At 42.8% G+C, this 17,566-nt stretch carries 15 protein-coding genes; 7 read left to right on the top strand and 8 right to left on the bottom strand.

All coding sequences use genetic code 11. The features are described 5' to 3' along the window. Positions 1-27: 27 nt before the first annotated feature. The 6 genes from N475_RS11850 to N475_RS11825 all read left to right on the top strand — a co-directional run bounded on the left by N475_RS11850 (position 28) and on the right by N475_RS11825 (position 8,150). Positions 28-1,482, top strand: a complete 1,455-nt coding sequence (locus N475_RS11850; protein WP_063359520.1) for a sigma-54-dependent transcriptional regulator — start codon at positions 28-30, stop codon at positions 1,480-1,482. Positions 1,483-1,651: 169 nt separating this feature from the next. Beyond that, complete coding sequence (locus N475_RS11845; protein WP_063365345.1) at positions 1,652-2,890, top strand: oligosaccharide flippase family protein; 1,239 nt, start codon at positions 1,652-1,654, stop codon at positions 2,888-2,890. Between the two features lie 10 nt (positions 2,891-2,900). Further along, on the top strand, positions 2,901-3,908 hold the full coding sequence (locus N475_RS11840) for a glycosyltransferase family 2 protein (protein WP_063359518.1): 1,008 nt from the start codon (positions 2,901-2,903) through the stop codon (positions 3,906-3,908). Between the two features lie 196 nt (positions 3,909-4,104). Continuing rightward, entirely contained in the window at positions 4,105-5,376 is a 1,272-nt protein-coding gene (locus N475_RS11835) for a polysaccharide biosynthesis/export family protein (RefSeq protein WP_227008444.1), read from the top strand. Between the two features lie 11 nt (positions 5,377-5,387). After that, positions 5,388-6,788: a GumC family protein gene (locus tag N475_RS11830; protein WP_063359517.1), complete on the top strand. Its 1,401-nt coding sequence runs from the start codon at positions 5,388-5,390 to the stop codon at positions 6,786-6,788. Positions 6,789-6,791: 3 nt separating this feature from the next. Continuing rightward, positions 6,792-8,150, top strand: a complete 1,359-nt coding sequence (locus tag N475_RS11825; RefSeq protein WP_227008445.1) for an O-antigen ligase family protein — start codon at positions 6,792-6,794, stop codon at positions 8,148-8,150. A gap of 18 nt (positions 8,151-8,168) precedes the next feature. Here the strand turns inward: N475_RS11825 and miaE are convergent, their stop codons facing one another. Beyond that, positions 8,169-8,957, bottom strand: a complete 789-nt coding sequence (gene miaE / locus N475_RS11820) for a tRNA isopentenyl-2-thiomethyl-A-37 hydroxylase MiaE (protein WP_063359693.1) — start codon at positions 8,955-8,957, stop codon at positions 8,169-8,171. 207 nt (positions 8,958-9,164) lie between these two features. Between miaE and N475_RS11815 the strand changes: the two genes are divergently transcribed. Further along, complete coding sequence (locus tag N475_RS11815) at positions 9,165-9,764, top strand: Yip1 family protein (protein ID WP_063359516.1); 600 nt, start codon at positions 9,165-9,167, stop codon at positions 9,762-9,764. A gap of 111 nt (positions 9,765-9,875) precedes the next feature. Here the strand turns inward: N475_RS11815 and purF are convergent, their stop codons facing one another. The 7 genes from purF to N475_RS11780 all read right to left on the bottom strand — a co-directional run. Then, on the bottom strand, positions 9,876-11,402 hold the full coding sequence (gene purF, locus N475_RS11810; protein ID WP_063359515.1) for an amidophosphoribosyltransferase: 1,527 nt from the start codon (positions 11,400-11,402) through the stop codon (positions 9,876-9,878). Between the two features lie 18 nt (positions 11,403-11,420). Continuing rightward, positions 11,421-11,915 (bottom strand): CvpA family protein, encoded by a 495-nt coding sequence (locus tag N475_RS11805; RefSeq protein WP_063359514.1) that lies wholly within the window; start codon positions 11,913-11,915, stop codon positions 11,421-11,423. Positions 11,916-11,976: 61 nt separating this feature from the next. Further along, positions 11,977-12,726, bottom strand: a complete 750-nt coding sequence (locus N475_RS11800) for an SPOR domain-containing protein (protein ID WP_063359513.1) — start codon at positions 12,724-12,726, stop codon at positions 11,977-11,979. 11 nt (positions 12,727-12,737) lie between these two features. Next, positions 12,738-14,000, bottom strand: coding sequence for a bifunctional tetrahydrofolate synthase/dihydrofolate synthase (gene folC, locus N475_RS11795; protein ID WP_063365344.1), 1,263 nt, complete (start codon positions 13,998-14,000; stop codon positions 12,738-12,740). A 22-nt stretch (positions 14,001-14,022) separates the two neighbouring features. After that, the gene (accD, locus tag N475_RS11790; protein WP_063359511.1) at positions 14,023-14,898 is read right to left on the bottom strand and encodes an acetyl-CoA carboxylase, carboxyltransferase subunit beta; all 876 of its coding nucleotides are present in this window, start codon (positions 14,896-14,898) and stop codon (positions 14,023-14,025) included. 214 nt (positions 14,899-15,112) lie between these two features. Then, positions 15,113-15,913 carry a tRNA pseudouridine(38-40) synthase TruA gene (gene truA / locus N475_RS11785; protein WP_063359510.1) on the bottom strand — a complete coding sequence of 267 codons (801 nt, stop codon included), beginning with the start codon at positions 15,911-15,913 and terminating at the stop codon, positions 15,113-15,115. A 96-nt stretch (positions 15,914-16,009) separates the two neighbouring features. Beyond that, the coding region (locus N475_RS11780; RefSeq protein ID WP_282955587.1) for a FimV/HubP family polar landmark protein at positions 16,010-17,566 on the bottom strand (1,557 nt) is incomplete at its 5' end.

Genomic DNA, 17,566 nt, shown 5'->3' with positions numbered 1-17,566 from the left:
AACTAAAATGAAAAAAGGAGCGCGACCATGGAAAAGATAACGGGATTACACATCCTACTTGTAGATGATGAACCACATATATTACGCTCTTTGAGTCGTGCGCTGCGCTCCGACCAATATACGATTCATACTGCGCAGAGTGGCCATGATGCTTTAGATGTGTTGGCGCACGAACCCATTGATGTGGTTGTCACAGATAAAAACATGCCGGGTATGACGGGGAACGAGTTGCTTGCGATAATCGCTGAAGACTACCCGGATACTATTCGCATCATGCTAACTGCATTTACAGAGCAAGCTGCGCTTATCGACGCTATTAATCAAGGTAAAGTCTGGGGATATCTACAGAAACCGTGGGAAAATGACAACTTACGCATTACCATTGAGCAGGCGCTACAAACTAAAATGCTTATCGCAGAGCGAAATATGTTGCGAGCAAGTCTTAAGAGATATAAACGCGAGCATCGTTCTCAATTTCAGCGTTTTATTGGTAGCTCACTGGCCATGCAAGTCGTCTATAAAGCCATCGACAAAGCGGCGCCTAGTCGCGCCAATGTTTTTATTACAGGGCCTAGTGGTACAGGTAAAGAGCTAGCAGCAGAAGCAATCCATAATCTCAGTCCACGACGTGACCAAGAGCTTATCTGCATCAACTGCGCTGCCATTCCTTCTGAGCTTATGGAGTCAGAAATATTTGGCCATGTAAAAGGCGCGTTTTCCGGCGCCACCAACAATAGAGATGGCGCTGCAAGCCTGGCAGATGGCGGCACCCTATTCTTAGATGAGATAGGTGAAATGGATATGGCATTGCAAGCCAAGATATTACGCTTTATTCAAACAGGTACATTTCAACGAGTCGGTAGCGGTAAAACTGAGCGTGTCGATGTACGCTTTGTCTGTGCAACCAACCGTAACCCTCTAGAAGCAATTGAACAGCAGTTACTTAGAGAAGACTTGTTTTATCGCCTCAATGTCATTGCCATTGATATGCCTGCGCTTTGCGAACGCGACCAAGATCCATTGCAAATCGCATTGTTCTATCTTAATAAATATAGCGAACTCGAAAATAAACTGTTTGTTGGCTTTTCTAAACGTGCCGAACAACTGATATTAAACTATGGATGGCCTGGTAATGTTAGGCAGCTTGAAAACTTAATTCACAGTGCCGTTGTCATGTCTGATGGGCCGATGGTGAGCGAAGAGACACTAATGCAACAATTGCATCTCAAGCCGGACGAGTCACTGTTTATACCTAAAGAGAAACAACAATCGACTCCTGCGGTTCAACGCGCAATCGTCTCCAATACGGAATCAGTAGATCAAAGTACAGGTATGAATATCATTCCTCTATCTGAAGTAGAACGTTTCGCAATTGAACAAGCTCTGCAAGTATGTGACGACAATGTAGTCAAAGCGGCCGGTTTACTGGAGGTTAGCCCGTCAACTTTGTACCGAAAAATACAAAAATGGGAACCATCTTAAGCAAATTAGCCTTTGCAAATTGCTAACCCTTTGCTTCGCATTTTGCAATCAACTCCAAATTAGAAAATAAGGATTTATAAAAAACAATAAAAAACAAAAGTTTAAATAATTTATTGTTTTGGCCTGATTATTGATTAGTAAAGTTACTAACTAATCAGAGGCGAACACCATGCAGGCAAGCAAATACTCCATCACACACCTCATCAGGAACACTTCTTGGCTAGTGGGTGCTGAAGTTATTGCCAAAGCATCACGACTTGCAAGCATCATGGCCATGGCTGCATTCCTGCTTCCAGTGGAATATGGTGCAGCTATGTTGGCGTTGAGTATTCATGAAGTTCTTCGTCTGTTACTTCGCTCTGGTGCAGGGGCACAGATAATAAGAGCAAATGACCAAGAACTCCCTCAGCTACTTGCCAATGGCTTGTGTGTGCAATGGACAATATGTATTGGTCTTTTCGTTGTGCAAATTGCTGCAGCGTACAGCACACATTGGCTTTTCCCCGACCACGACATTTTTGAGCTCGTCGCACTCATGGCGCTGACTTATTTAGTATTTCCGATCGTGAGCACCAAAGCCTTCCTTGTCCAGCGGGACAATCGAATGGCACTGTTCAGTATCATCAGCAGCGCATGCATTATTATTGAAAACTTCGCTATCGCTTTGGGTCTATATCTGGACGCAGGCCTCATGGCTATCGTATACGCTAAGTGGGCATTCGCAATCATTTGGCTTGGGGCTTTTATGATGGTTGAAACTCAGCCACACCGTATCGGGTTTGAACGTCTTGTATTTGTTCGCTTACTTTTGACATCAACTCAACTAGCCACAGCAGAAGCTCTACGCTCACTGAGAATGAACATGGACGTATTCATTGCAGCAAGACTGATGACTCCAGAACTGTTTGGCTTGTACAGCTTTGCTAAAAGTGCAGGGATCGGGCTAGCTATGTCCATCAGCCAAGCTTATATCACAGCCTTATACCCATATATTTGCCAGCAACAAAAAGTAAATTCACACAACAGTTTAGCGAAAAAAATTACCATCGTAACAGGCCTAGTTTCGGTTTTATTCATCTGCCAATCTGCCTTAGTGCCAATTTACGTGCCGTTCTTATTTTCTTCAGAGTGGCAAGCTAGTTTTCTAACTACCAGCCTACTGTGTTTGGTTGCAATTACTACGGTTTGGACTGATGCCTACAGTGCCGTGTTACGTAGTAAAGGCCAATTTCGTATAGAGACGCAGCAATGCGCGTATTGCCTATTGGTATCGCTTGCTGGTGTATTTGCAATGGCTCCGCAATCACCTGAGTCGTTTGCACTTGTCTTACTGTTATCCAGTGTTTTATGGCTAGTATTTCCAGCCGTAAACATGTTTATAAATTTTAAAACTATCAAGCCCGCATAAGGAGCCGATTATGAACAGCTTAATTCACCCAACCGTGAGCGTCGTTATCCCAATGTATAATGTTGGTAAATACATCGAGCTGAGCATTAACTCAGTGCTCAATCAAACTTATCAAGATTTTGAATTGATTTGTGTAGATGACGGATGCAGCGATGACACATTAGCAAAAGTAGCCCAATTTGACGATGCACGAATCAAAGTTATCTCGCAACTCAATAGAGGCCTCGCCGGAGCGAGAAACACCGGAATTAGAGCTGCACAAGGTGACTATATTGCTTTGCTTGATGCCGATGATTTCTGGACCCCAGAAAAACTAGAAAAGCATGTAGCACACCTTGAAGCCAATAAACAGCTTGGTATTAGTTACTGCCCTTCATTATTCATGGATGAAGATGATGCCCTGATTGGTATTGGCCAGTTTCCTAAACTAAAAGGTATTACCAGCAAAGATGTATTTTGTCGTAACCCCATTGGCAACGGTTCAGCTCCGGTTATCCGTAAAGAGGTTTTAGAGGCGGTGGCATTCCAAGATGGTATGCGCGGCTGGGTACAATATTTTGATGAAGAGCTTCGTCAATCTGAAGACATTGAACTATGGTTACGCATCACATTAGATACTGATTATATGATCGAAGGCATTGAGCAACCACTTACTTACTACCGAGTAAACGCATCTGGTTTATCATCAAATCTACACAAACAGTTTACGAGCTGGCAATACGCCGTAGATCAAAACCGTATCGGTCACGATGCCTTCTTTAAAAAGTATGCCTCGTTGGCAAAAGCCTACCAACTTCGTTATCTGTGCCGCCGCGCGATACAATCTCGCAATAGCACACAGGCAATTAAACTAATGCACGAAGCATTAAAAACAAACTGGCGTATCTTAAAAGAAGAGCCAAAGCGTACACTTGCAACACTGGCATGTACATATTTGTGCACCCTGCCTGAGAGTCTATATAACGCAATTGAAAACGCCGCCATGCGAGGAGTTTCGTTCCTACAAAAGTCACATTAAGCTCTGATGTCTAATAATAATGAAAAACCAGCACTCGCTGGTTTTTCTGTTTTGCAAACACAGCGATATGCAAATTGCAAAATACACCGCAAAAATCTAAAAGAAAAAACATAAACATCTGATTATTAAGGATTTAGACAACTGGCCTAATTAATGCTTTATTTAATACAGCAAACTTCTTATTAAGGAATAAGCCATGACAGTCACTCACTTAAAATCAAAGCTAAGCATGTTGGCACTTATATGCCAAATCGCTGCGATTTCTGGCTGTGCACATATCGACGGAACCGTAGAGTTAGAAGATAAAGACGACCGTTTTTATGGCCATCCAAATGCACAAGGTACAGTAATCGCGCCGTCTAAACCGGGTACAGTGTTTGCTGCTGGCATTGACTGTTCTGGTGCCAACGAGTTTGCAATAACCAAACAATACCGTGTGGACAGAGCCATTAAAACGCATCCGAACAATCAAGCTCCAGTCCCTGTGCTAGGAGGTAAAGATGCCAGTTCTTTACCTCTAAGTCCCGGTGATTTAATCGAGATAAGTATGGAGTTTGGTGAAGGGTTCAACGGAAACTATATTCTAGACAGCTCTGGCTTGCTTGAGATGCCAGCTATTGAACCTATTTTCGCTGCTGGCTTAACAACACAGCACCTTAGCGAGCGAATAGAACTTGCTTTAATCAGAGCAAATATCTTCAAGGCTAGTACACTAGATGTAAACATCAGAGTATTAAATTTAGCAGCAATTGAAGTGCCAGTATCTGGAGCCGTTTTTGAACCAGGACGCGTCACTATTAACGCTTCCATTCCTTCCCAAATACACAAAGACCGCATTGTTGCCTCCGGCGACCAAACTAAAAAACGTCTGCTTTCAGAAGCGGTTAGAACTGCATCGGGTATACGTCCTGATGCCAAGTTGGACCAAGTTATTTTAATTCGCTCAGGGTGGCAAGTGGAAGTAGATTTGACCGGCATCTTAACTGGCGAACCGGTAACGGACTATGCACTTATCGCTGGCGATCAGGTGATAGTACCAAGCACAGGCTGCTTTCAGCCACACTTGGTTCGCCCGTCACAAATCACGCCAAAAGGGTTTAGAGTATTTATGTCGAACTTAATTGACTCAGCAGAAAGTAACTCCAACGCCGCAATTGGTCGCTTTTCAAGCAACCTTCCTTATGGCACAAGACTTTTGCAGGCAGCTGTTTCAGCTAACTGCGTGGGGGGTAAATCCTACACCAATGCGCCAAGACGCGTTGTTCTAGTTAGCACTCACCCGATCACGAAACAAACACAAGTAATAGAACGCTCAATTGAGCAGCTTATGCGTATGCCTTATCGCGACCAGATAAACCCATACGTTATGCCAAATGACGCCATCGCCTGTTATGACTCGGATATCACGAATTTAAGAGACGTAGCTCGCACTGTTTTAGACATTGTAACACCATTTAAAGTGTTTTAAGGAGGTGTAGCATGGGTACTGCACTTACAGTCACAACACCTTATAGTCGCTTCAGAGCAAGCATATATAGAGCTTTGCACAGACCTTACTTAGCGGCATGCCTAGTAAGCTACTTGGTCATTATCGTATTGGTCATCGCATACTTGCAAAAAGCACCTACATTCAAAAGTGATTTGGATATCGTATTGCCAGGCACAGGTGCAAACAGCCAAGTATCAATTGATGAAGTAGGTCAAGTCGTGTCTTCTACTAGTGCGCCATTTGGTAAAGGTTATAACCCACGGGTTAATTACAAAGAAATGCTTATGAGCCGCAATTTAATAGAAAATGCAGCGAAGTCGTTAAATCTTCATTTTCGTGATTTTGGCAACCCAAAAGTTAGGTTAACCGAGCAAACCTCAATATTGAATGTCGAGACAACAGCTAAGTCGGCAAAAATGGCACAAAAAAAGGCTTGGGCACTATATGATGCACTACAAGCACAATTGGACCACTTGCGTGCAGACGAAGTAAAACGCCGTGATGAAAGCATCAAAGCTGTATTGGATCAGTACCGCGAAAGGTTGAACGCAACACGTAACAATATCATCGACTTCCAGCAACGTTCGCTTCTTGTGTCTCAAGAACAATTACAACGTGAAACAGCAACGCTATCGACCATTAAAGAAAGAATGGTCATGATCCAAGCTGAAATAGGCCAAAGCGATGACTATGTTAGCCAATTAAGCGTGGATTTGGGTGTTTCACCTGCAATGGCTGGACAAGCATTTGTGCTTCAATCTGACGGTGAATTTCGTGGCTACTTATCGGAGCTCACCTCAAGCGCATCTCAATTGAGTGAATACCGCTCTCGTTGGGGCGAAGGCCACCCGAAAGTAAAAGCAGAGTTTGCGCGTTTTGAGCAATCAAAACAGTCATTAAGAAATCGTTCTCAAGGCCTAGTAGGTCCAAACGCTGCGCATATTTTTACCTCACTAGATTTAAAAAATAATCCCAAGCGCGCTCAGCTATTCGCTGACTTAATAAATGCTTACGCCTTGAAAAAAGGCAAACAGGCACAACTCGTTGAACTAGACCAAGCGCAAACTTTACTGAACGAAAAAATTAAAATTTATGCACGCGAAGCCGCAGAATTAGAAAGATTACAACGTGAGTTTGACTTAGCTGAAGCAGTATTTACCTCTGCTGCTGCACGACTAGAAGCGGGCAAAGCAGACGTGTTTGCCTCATATCCAATCGTACAGCTTATGACACCACCGTCTGTAGCAATGAAACCAGTCAGTCCTAAAAAAGGCCTAGCAATTGCTGCCGCATTGTTTGCAATGATTTTCACGTCAGCAGCCATTCTTATGGTAAACAAGCGCAGAGAAATTGTCGCGCTTGTAATCGAAAAGCCTAAGGCTCAGGCGTAAGCTATGCTTTTACTCTCAGCGCTACCGGGCGAAAAAAAAGAATTTATTAGCTCTGAAGAGTTCGTTGTTTGGGCGGGGCTCGTTCTGACCTACCCTGCATTTTTAACTGGCACTTTGTACGTATTAGGCTCTGTTATTGGTTGGCTGTTGTTCGCCATGGTCATCACTCGCATGTACTTTGAAGTGGATAAAAAGCAAGCAGCTATAAGCCCGATGGTTTGGCTATGGACAATTGCCATGTTAGTGATGCTGGTGGCATTGATCATCGCCCACTTTAATTGGTCTCTTGGAATAGGTAAAACCATAAAGTCCTCAATTGGCTGGATGAAGGGCTGGGCACTGTTAGCGCTCTTTCCATTTATCGCCAATATGATCCAAATAAGAAAAGAAGTCATCATTCGCGCGGTGTGCATCATCGCTATACAAACGCTTATCTTTGCGGTTGTATCATTCATTTTTTATCTAGGGCGACTACCTGGCGATATCTTTCTTTCTCCTTTGAAAGTCATTGGTGGACCGGGGGAGAGCTTTTTTATGGTGAGCTTTTACGGTATCAACCCTGAAACAGGCGCTGGCCGCTGGCGGTTTTTCACGCCTTGGGCTCCTGCTGCAGGGTTTATGGCGTGTGTCTATTTGGTTTTTTGTTTGCAAGAACAAAGTGCTCGGATCCGTCGATGGGCTATCGCAGGCTGCTGGGCAATGCTCTTACTGTCTCAGTCTCGCGCGGGTATCGCTATTTTCATTATGCTATTCCCCATGGTGATGTTTAGCGACAAACTTAAAGAGCCATGGTTTTTATTGATGCTTGGTTTTGTTGTGCCGGCTGTACTATTACTTGGCGAACCGGTGTATAACTGGATAATGGACTCTTATGAAGCCATTAAACAGCAACGTCCGGGCTCGACAAGAGTTCGACAAGCACTTGCTAATATTGCGATGCAACGCTGGGAAGCTGAAGCGCCTATTTGGGGTCATGGTATTGTAGAACGTGGGCCAAAAATTGTTGAACGCATGCCAATAGGTTCACACCATAGCTGGTACGGGTTACTGTTTGTTAAAGGCATTGTTGGTGCAATTGCACTAGCAGTACCAATGGCGATCACTATGGTCTACTTTTTAGTCAAATCACAAGACTCGAAGACAGCCCAAACCGCACTGTGTTTGATGACTGTATTTATCTGCTATAGCTTTTTTGAGAACTTAGAGATTTTATCTTTCTTATACTGGCCAGCCTTGTTGTGGTTTGGACTGGTTTTCAAAGGAGATGGAGAAGACGATACACCAATACGTAAAAAACGTCGTCGCAGGAACCGCAATAACAACGCAATCGAGCGATTCCCAAATGGACGATCGTTTAATTAAATAAGCAGCTAGATGCAGCTAGGCAGCGACTGGTGCACCACTGTGAAATTTAAAATCTTCATCAGGCGCAGAAATCAGCGCATTCTCGATGTCTTTAAACTCAGCAACTCGCGCAGCAACATCGAAACGCGCTGGATCCGTTGCTTTTGCAACTTGCTCTGCCAGTTCAATATAATCTTGATAATGCCTCGCTTCAGAGCGTAAAAGAGACACATAAAAACGCCCTAAATCATCCTCTAAAAAAGGAGCTAGCTTCGCAAAACGTTCGCAGGATCTCGCCTCAATAAAAGCACCAATAATTAGTTTATCAATTAACGCAGCGGGCTCAAATGTGCGTACATGCTTTATCATGCCTGCTGCATATCGAGATGCATTGAGACTCTGCACTCTCAAGCCTCTAGATTGAATTATTTCCAATACTTGCTCAAAGTGATGTAGCTCTTCTTTGATTAAGCGCACCATTTTATCAAGGATATCTTGATTATATGCATACTCTGGTTTGGCTGTTAAGCTACCAATCAATTCATTTTTACTTGCACTGAATTGGCCATCACCAATTTTGCGATAAACAAAATCTTCATAGGGTTTAACCCAGCCTAATAATGTTTTTGCTGAGGCATCATCAACGGCATATTTACGGATCAAAAACGCAGCGCTTTGTGCAGCTTTTAGCTCACAGTGCATATGATCAACAAGTAGTCGCTGTAAATTCTCGGGCTTTTTAGCCTCATCAATCCAGCTGTCAGGTGTACTCGTACCCAAAAATTCATAGATAGGCGCAAGTAAATCTGCATATTTTTCTAGCATAATCATCAAATATTACCAAACCAGGCGCGCATTCTAGCACAACCTAAGCACCCGCCTCCATCATGGATATAGGTTAAACACCATCACTGTTGCGACCAGTCAAAGGATTAAGATGTTCAACTCTAGTTTCTTGACAAAATTTAACCAATATTTCATAAATAAATTGAAGCTGTGTAAAAAACACCCAAATATAAAAGAGAGGCTTTTATGATTTTAAACCATTTGTGGGGGCTCTACGCGCATCCAATTGAAGAATGGCAGACGATTGATAACCATCATGAAAGTGCCACATTCAGTTTGTCTCATATGTTTTTAATAGCCCTGATACCGTGCATCATGGGGTATGTGTCGTCTGTACATATTGGCTGGCAAGTCGGCAAGGGAGATGTAGCATACTTAACCCATGACAGCGCGATGTTAATCGCTTTTGCGATGTACTTTGCTCTGATAATTGGGGTATTTTCCCTGGCTTATTTAGCTTACTGGATGGCAGTAACTTTCGGGGCTCAGCCGACATTTACACAAACGATCGAACTTGCGGCTTACACCGCTACACCCATTTTTATGTCAGCCATCGCAGCCTTGTATCCTGAGTTGTGGTTTGTCGTCAGCGTGGGCATAGTATCTGTCGCATACTCGGTTTACTTACTGTACACCGGCGTACCAATAATTATGCATATACCCGAAGAACGCGGCTTTATTTATGCAAGCTCTATGGTGACATGTGGACTTATCTTATTAGTGATAATTCTAGCTGCAACGGCAATTTTGTGGACGAATGGCATTATTAGCCCTACATTTACATAGGGAGGTGGCATTCACTGCGCTTCCTTTGCTTTTATCCTAAAAAACGAAATCAAACAAAAGGGCGATGATTTGCATCATCGCCCTTTTTTATTCAAAACTGCAGAGGGTGAGTTATTCGCCCTCACCAGTCTCTTGGTTGTGTAACTCAAGGCTGGCTGACATCGCTTGCTCTCGTGTTGACTTCGCAGAGTCATTGCGTAGCGCGTCTATGCGGTTTAAATAATCCTGATCAACATCGCCAGTTATATACTGTCCATCGAATACCGACGTTTCAAAGTGACTAATTTCAGGATTCTCGATACGTACAGCTGCAATCAAATCTCCAATAGACTGATAAACTAGCCCGTCAGAACCTATGCTGCGGTTAATATCTTCTAATTCTCGACCGTGGGCAATAAGTTCTGATGCCGATGGCATGTCAATACCATACACGTTAGGGAAACGTACTTCTGGTGCCGCAGAGGCAAAATAAACATTCTTCGCGCCAGCCTCTCTTGCCATTTCAACAATCTGAGCAGATGTTGTGCCACGTACAATTGAGTCGTCCACAAGTAACACGTTTTTGCCAACAAACTCTCTATCAATTGCATTGAGTTTGCGACGCACAGACTTTTTACGTTGCTCCTGGCCTGGCATGATGAATGTACGGCCAATATAACGGTTTTTAACAAACCCTTGGCGATACGGTAGACCAAGCACTGAGGCAATTTCAAGTGCAATATCACATGATGTCTCAGGGATAGGAATAACAACGTCAATTTCTTTGTCAGCCCATTCGCGCTGAATTTTCTCGCCGAGTTTAGTACCCATATTTACACGGGATGCATAAACCGACATATTGTCCATCGTCGAATCAGGGCGAGCAAAGTAAACAAATTCAAAGATACATGGTGCTAAAGTTGTTTTATCCGCACACATCTTAGAGAAAAACTGGCCGTCTTCAGTGACATAAATTGCCTCACCAGGTGCGACATCACGAACGAACTCAAAACCATCTGTCGCCAATGCAACACTCTCAGACGCAAACATGTACTCAGTGCCTTTTTCTGTGTCTTTTTTACCAAACACAATTGGACGAATACCATGTGGGTCACGAAATGCAAGCATACCGTGATCAATGATCATCGCAATGCTTGCGTAACCACCTGAACACTGCTCATTTACGGCTTCGATGGCAGCAAACATATCTTCCGCTTCTAGCTTCATTTTGTCACTGCGACCTAATTCATAAGCTAGAATATTCAGTAACACCTCTGAGTCTGAAGTGGTATTTACATGGCGTCTTGCCTTTGTAAATAAACGCTCTTTTAACTCTGCAGCATTGGTTAGATTACCGTTATGCGCCAGAGAAATACCAAATGGAGAATTTACATAGAAAGGCTGAGCTTCCGCAGAGCTAGAAGAACCTGCCGTTGGATAACGCACATGGCCAATGCCAATATTGCCTTGTAAGCGCTTCATATGACGCGTATGAAATACGTCTTTCACCAAGCCGTTCGCTTTGCGAAGGCTAAACGTATTGTTGTCAATGGTAATGATGCCAGCAGCATCTTGACCGCGGTGTTGCAAAACAGTTAAGCCGTCATACAAAGCCTGATTAACAGGAGAAGTTCCGACTATCCCAACGATACCACACATTAAAAAATTCCTCGCCGATTAACGGATTGCTGAATTTAAAAAGCTCGAATTATTTTCTAAATAAGAAAAAAACCATTCAATAACAAATCCAAATTCAGGGATTACTACCGATGCCTTCCACCAATTTGTATCTGGGGCTTTGGTGAAAGCATCGAGAAAAAACAACAGGGCGCTTACTACAAGCACTCCGCGCATAGCGCCAAACAAGATGCCTACAATGCGATCGGTGCCTGACAATCCTGTACGCTGTACAAGCTCACCCAATATAAAATTAACTAGTCCACCTAATACCAGCGTCGATATAAACAGTATGGCTATCGCCGCAGCGTTTCTTAAAAGGGGTTCTGAAACAAAGGTAAGGAAAGTGGATAGATATTGATAAAATAGACTGGATATGAAGAAAGCGCCAACCCAAACTACGAGGGACATAGCTTCTTTTACAAAGCCGCGTATCAGCCCAAAAAAGGTAGAAATACCGACAACTGCAAATATGGCGTAATCAACCCAAATCATAATAACCAACAAGTCGTTAATTTGGGGCGCATTTTATAAGACACGCCCTAGAATTGCCAGATCAATTTGCAACCTTAAATTGAGTCAACCTACCATTTAGCTTAGTTAATTTCTTTAATTCCGGTAACTTAGCTTCAAGTTTTTGTTTATTTAAGTCAGGTCCAACAAATACTTTTGTTAGTGTACCATTAGGCGTTTTTACAGGGCGCGTAAAAGTTTTAAAGCCATTTTTCTTGAGCTTATCAGTCAGAGCTAATACGTTAGCTTTGTGAGAAAAGCTACCCAGCTGAATTACATACGCCATTTTTGTGAAATTTGAAGAGTCAGGACGCTCAAGTTTTGGCTTTGCTTCAAGCTTCGCAGCCGCATCCTGTTTAGTTATAGATTTGTCATTTGAAGCAATTGAACTTGCTTCATTACTTGTCTCTTCAATTGGCTCTTTGATCTCAGCTTTGGTTACTTGTACTGTTTGTTCCGATATGTGAGTTTGAATCAATGAGCCCGAATTTTTTGCTATTTCTTCACCACTTTGTGCTTTATCATCAACAGACATATTTTGATGCTTTGCATCATTGACGTCATCGGCAATAACGTCTTCAATAACCTCTTCTTTGGGGTCCAGCGCCAAAGAAGCGCGATCATCTATGTTTTCTTGCAAATCAATAGATGTAAAATCAGGTCGCTCAGGAATTTGTTTAAATCCTTCTTTGTAGTGTACTTTCTCGCCATCCAAAATATTTGGAATAAATACGATTGCAGCAATGACAATGATACTGGTACCGACAAGGCGATTCACAAATCCTGAGTTCAAAATCTTACTCTCTATTTTTTCCAATATTGAATGGCATCAGCCACAGTGAAGAAAGACCCAAATATAATCAGCGCAGTATCATCCGACTGTTCTGGCAATATTACATCTAATGCTGCTGAAACACTGCTATATGTGCGTGTACTAGCCTGCTTGTCATGCGGTAGTGCCGACAGCATGTTTTCAGCAGATTCAGCTCTTGGGCCACTCAGAGCTGCACATGTCCAGCTATCAACAACTTTATCTAGCTCATTAATTACACTGGCTTTGTCCTTATCAGCAAGCATAGCGACTAAGACGTTAATTTTAAAGCCCTGATTTTTTAAATCGAGCAACTTAGTGCGCAAATAACGCGCCGATTCAGGGTTATGGGCAACGTCAGTATAAACGAGAGGTGAATGACTTAGCTGTTGAAATCGCCCCTCTACTTGAAGGCTTTCTAACGTCGTTCGAAGTAATTCTTCATCCGGTAATAGATCTAATTTCGCCAAGGCAGTAAATGCTGTTGCGACATTTTGTGCTGGTATAGCTGGATTGGAAAAGTGCATATCATAATTCTGATACTGCCACCTTAATCCATCTTTAAGAGGCGTGAAATGAAAATCTCGCTTAGACAAAATCATCTCAGCACCAATTTCATCACCATAATCTGTCACTGTATGTGGTATGTTTAGGTCGCCGACAATGGCAGGTGTATTTGTGCGGAAAATCCCTGCTTTATCATAACCTACCAGCTCGCGTGTATCACCTAAATACTCTTTATGGTCAAGGTCAATTGTTGTGATCACACTCGCATAGGGGGTGACGATGTTTGTTGCATCATATCGCCCTCCTAACCCCACTTCTAAAAGTACAAACTCAACAGCATAGCGCTTAAATAATGCCAGTGCCCCAAGTGTACCGTATTCAAAGTAGGTAAGCTGGGTCTCACCGCGACCTTGCTCTAACTCACAAAAAGCATCCACATGATCTTGATCGGGAAGTTCTTGGCCATTGATCCGCACTCTTTCATTGTAACGAATCAAATGAGGGGATGCATAAGTGCCTACAGTATGACCTTGAACCAATAGCATTGCTTCCATACAGCGCGCTGTTGTGCCTTTGCCATTAGTACCACCTATTAAGATGATTTTACTTGGGGTATTTAATAAATGAATATTATTAGCGACTTGGGCAACACGCTCTAAACCCATTTCTATATTGGCAGGATGCAGTTGCTCTAAATAACAAAGCCAATCATCTAAACTCGATGATTGGCTAGGTTTGATGTGTGACATAGCTAGCTCAATTTCGAAAAATTTACGCTACTCTATGCTCTTGTTCAGTAGAAGGCAAGTCCATAAACTTGGAAATCATACGTGCTAATGAATCACGCATTTCACGACGATCTACGATCACATCAATTGCACCGTGTTCTAGTAAGAATTCACTGCGCTGGAAACCTTCAGGTAGCGTTTCACGTACAGTTTGCTCGATAACTCGTGGACCTGCGAAACCAATCAGCGCTTTAGGTTCTGCAACATTGATATCTCCAAGCATCGCTAAAGAAGCCGATACACCACCCATCGTTGGGTTGGTAAGCACAGAGATAAATGGCAGACCTTGCTCGCTCATTTTTGCCAATGCAGCACTAGTTTTTGCCATCTGCATCAGTGAAAACAGCGCTTCTTGCATACGTGCACCACCCGAAGCAGAGAAACACACCAATGGCATATTATGCTCTAAACACTCGTTAACGGCTTCAACAAAACGCGCACCAACAACCGATGCCATTGAACCACCCATAAATGAGAATTCAAATGCAACAGCTGCTACAGGTACACCTTTAAGACGGCCTTTCATTGCAATTAAAGCGTCTTTTTCACCACTCACTTTTTGTGCAGCAGTGATACGATCTGAGTATTTCTTAGAATCTTTAAACTTCAGCACATCTTGAGGTTCAAACTGTGCACCCAGCTCAACAACCTCACCGTCGTCTAAAAAGCGCTCTAGACGCTGACGAGCCGAAATACGCATGTGATGATCACATTTAGGACAGACGTACAGTGACTTTTCCAACTCAGCTTTATATAAAATTGAGTCACAAGATGTACATTTAGCCCAAACCCCTTCTGGGACTTCTTTCTTACCTGCCGATTTAGCAGCTTTAGGCAAGATTTTTTCTAACCAACTCATTGGCAACTCTCTTGTCTTTATTCTGTAATGAGTCTGTGCACACAGACAGATTTTCCCAATTAAAACATGTTTAAGGCAACAGCGATATAAAAAACTGGTCTTAGTAGTCTTAACCACTAATAGACGTTATACAAACGCAATTTTTCATGCCTACCAGCTCAATTTATACCAGACTATTTATTGAGCAACCTTGATCAAAACTGGGTTTTACAAATTATTTTCTAATTTCAACTTCTGGTAAAAATAGTGGCCCAACTGGCATCTTAGGAATCCCCCACTTTTCGGGATAATCTACATCCACCAAGTACAGACCGTTGGGTTTTGCAGTTGCGCTTGCTTGCGTGCGGTCTTTAATTTCGAGCAGCTCCCCCATCCATTGTGGCTTTTGCTCGCCTATCCCAATATCTAACAAACAGCCAGTGATGTTTCTCACCATGTGATGTAAGAAAGCATTGGCTTTAACATCAATCACTACATAGTCGCCAAACCTATCTACCTGAAGATGATGTATATTGCGAAATGGCGTATTGGATTGGCAATGAACCGCACGAAATGAAGTAAAATCTTGTTCGCCTAACATGAAAGGGCAAGCGGCCTGCATTTTTTCAACATCAAGTGGGTGATGATAATGGGTCACCCCATTGCGTAAAATACCAGGTCTGTAAGTATGATTATAAATCACATAACGATAGCGCCTAGCCGTTGCACTGAAACGCGCGTGAAATTCATCATCTACCTGCTGAGCAAATCGAACCGCAATATCATCAGGCAGCTGAGAATTCATGCCCAAAGTAAATGCACTCATTTCTCGCTCTGCATCAGTATCAAAGTGAACAAGTTGTCCTGTAGCATGCACACCAGCATCCGTACGCCCTGCACACACTATGTCAACTGGATGGTTACAAATCCTCGACAGCGCAGTTTCAATTTCTTCTTGAACACTACTAACATGACTTTGACGCTGCCAACCTGAGTAGTTTCCACCGTTATACTCAATACCTAGTACTACACGCATACACTTGCTAACTCTTCACTAAATTATGACCGGGCATTTTATGCTATTGACGCGGGGAAGAAAAGCAAAGGGCGCTATATCACGCCCTTTGCCTTATTATTTGATTTGTTCTTTTAAGATTCGAGCTTCTTCTTGAACTGACTCAGGGCCATTCTCCATTACTTCATCAAGCGCCGAAACCGCCGAATCAAAATCTTCGATTTCCAAATAAGCACGCGCTAAATCTAATTTTGCTGCAAACCCATCTTCTTCAAGATCAACATCTGTTGGATTATCACCAGCTAAAAGATCCTCAAAATCATCAAGACCTACATCCATATTAGGCTCTTGATACGGTTCATCTTGAACCAAAATATCATCACTTTCAGCGATTAAATCGTCAATATTTAAAAAGTCTTCAGAAACTAATTCAGTTTCACTTTCAGTGCCAACTTGCTCATCCTCAATCTCAAATGGCTCATCCAGTTCTTCACTTAACAGTGCATCAAAATTAACTTCTAGTTCTGGTTGTGATTCAGACTCAATAGCTTGCGGCTCGGCTTGTTCATCCAAAAGAGACTCAAAATCTGTTTCTTCTAGGTCAGCCATAAACTCGTTTTCTATAGCACTTTCATCGATTTCAACCGGCGCTTCCATACTGGTATCGTCTTCAACTATCTCGTCGAGTTTCTCTAAAAAGCTTTCAGGATCAATGTCGAGCTCAACAGATTCTTCAGTATCTTGAGTTGTCTCTGCAACTGGCTCACCTAAGCTACCAATGGCTTCGTCTGCTGCAGCCATCGCTGCATCTTCATCAAACGATGCATCTAAATCTTGTGTGAGCTCTTCAAATGTGTCACCTACATCATTCGTTTCAACAAGCTCATCTGTCAATTCTAACCCTTCGTCCATCGCAGCCATCGCTGCCGCTTCATCAAAAGGCGTATCCAAATCGATGCTCAAATCGTCAGGCGTATCATTGACTTCACCTGACTGACTTACAGGCTCTGACACATCGTCCATAGCTGCCAATGCTGCTGCTTCATCAAATGGCGTATCTAAATCCAGATCTATATCGCCAAGAGAGTTCGTAACGTCTAATTCGTCATCAACCTCAAGTGTTCTTTCATTTTCAAAGCTTTGCTCATTTACAGAAGAGGCATCATCAAGAATCTCATTGCCAGTCTCAATCTCACCAAACAAATCATCTTCAAATGGTTCTTCTAATTCATCTTCCAACTGTAAATGCAGATCATTTTGACTACCCAAGCTTTCAGTCAACTGACGTTCTGTCTCACTCATATCTTGGGAAGTGTCGTCATCCAAAGATATTGCGAGTTCTTCACCATCATCTAATTCAAGTTCTGGGTAGCTATCCAACTCAGCACTCGGAGTTACAAAATCTTCTTCAGGCTGCTCTTCTTCAGCGAGTAAATCGACTTCATCACCTAGTGGGTCGTCACCTAAATCAATTTCTATTTCTTCTGCAAGAATTTCATCATCTAATGCAGCAAATTCGGACTCCGCTTCCAAAGCCTCCAACATATCCCCAACATTTTGAGCGGCGATATCTTCTAGCTCAGGCTCTGCTTCTAGTTCCGGCTCTGCTTCTAGTTCCGGCTCTGCTTCTAGTTCCGGCTCTGCTTCTAGTTCCGGCTCTGCTTCTAGCTCAGG

The organism is Pseudoalteromonas luteoviolacea DSM 6061 (genome assembly GCF_001625655.1).
Taxonomy (GTDB): domain Bacteria; phylum Pseudomonadota; class Gammaproteobacteria; order Enterobacterales; family Alteromonadaceae; genus Pseudoalteromonas; species Pseudoalteromonas luteoviolacea.
The sequence above is the reverse complement of the archived record's forward strand: the minus strand, read 5'-3'. Positions and strand labels throughout refer to the sequence as shown.

What these genes read in the sequence shown, in the direction of transcription:
- N475_RS11830 (WP_063359517.1), top strand. Translation starts at nt 5,388, where the DNA reads ATGGGTACTGCACTTACAGTCACAACACCTTATAGTCGCTTCAGAGCA.
- N475_RS11840 (WP_063359518.1), top strand. Translation starts at nt 2,901, where the DNA reads ATGAACAGCTTAATTCACCCAACCGTGAGCGTCGTTATCCCAATGTAT.
- folC (WP_063365344.1), bottom strand. Translation starts at nt 14,000, where the DNA reads ATGTCACACATCAAACCTAGCCAATCATCGAGTTTAGATGATTGGCTT.
- N475_RS11805 (WP_063359514.1), bottom strand. Translation starts at nt 11,915, where the DNA reads ATGATTTGGGTTGATTACGCCATATTTGCAGTTGTCGGTATTTCTACC.
- N475_RS11825 (WP_227008445.1), top strand. Translation starts at nt 6,792, where the DNA reads ATGCTTTTACTCTCAGCGCTACCGGGCGAAAAAAAAGAATTTATTAGC.
- N475_RS11835 (WP_227008444.1), top strand. Translation starts at nt 4,105, where the DNA reads ATGACAGTCACTCACTTAAAATCAAAGCTAAGCATGTTGGCACTTATA.
- miaE (WP_063359693.1), bottom strand. Translation starts at nt 8,957, where the DNA reads ATGCTAGAAAAATATGCAGATTTACTTGCGCCTATCTATGAATTTTTG.
- purF (WP_063359515.1), bottom strand. Translation starts at nt 11,402, where the DNA reads ATGTGTGGTATCGTTGGGATAGTCGGAACTTCTCCTGTTAATCAGGCT.
- N475_RS11845 (WP_063365345.1), top strand. Translation starts at nt 1,652, where the DNA reads ATGCAGGCAAGCAAATACTCCATCACACACCTCATCAGGAACACTTCT.
- N475_RS11850 (WP_063359520.1), top strand. Translation starts at nt 28, where the DNA reads ATGGAAAAGATAACGGGATTACACATCCTACTTGTAGATGATGAACCA.
- N475_RS11815 (WP_063359516.1), top strand. Translation starts at nt 9,165, where the DNA reads ATGATTTTAAACCATTTGTGGGGGCTCTACGCGCATCCAATTGAAGAA.
- truA (WP_063359510.1), bottom strand. Translation starts at nt 15,913, where the DNA reads ATGCGTGTAGTACTAGGTATTGAGTATAACGGTGGAAACTACTCAGGT.
- accD (WP_063359511.1), bottom strand. Translation starts at nt 14,898, where the DNA reads ATGAGTTGGTTAGAAAAAATCTTGCCTAAAGCTGCTAAATCGGCAGGT.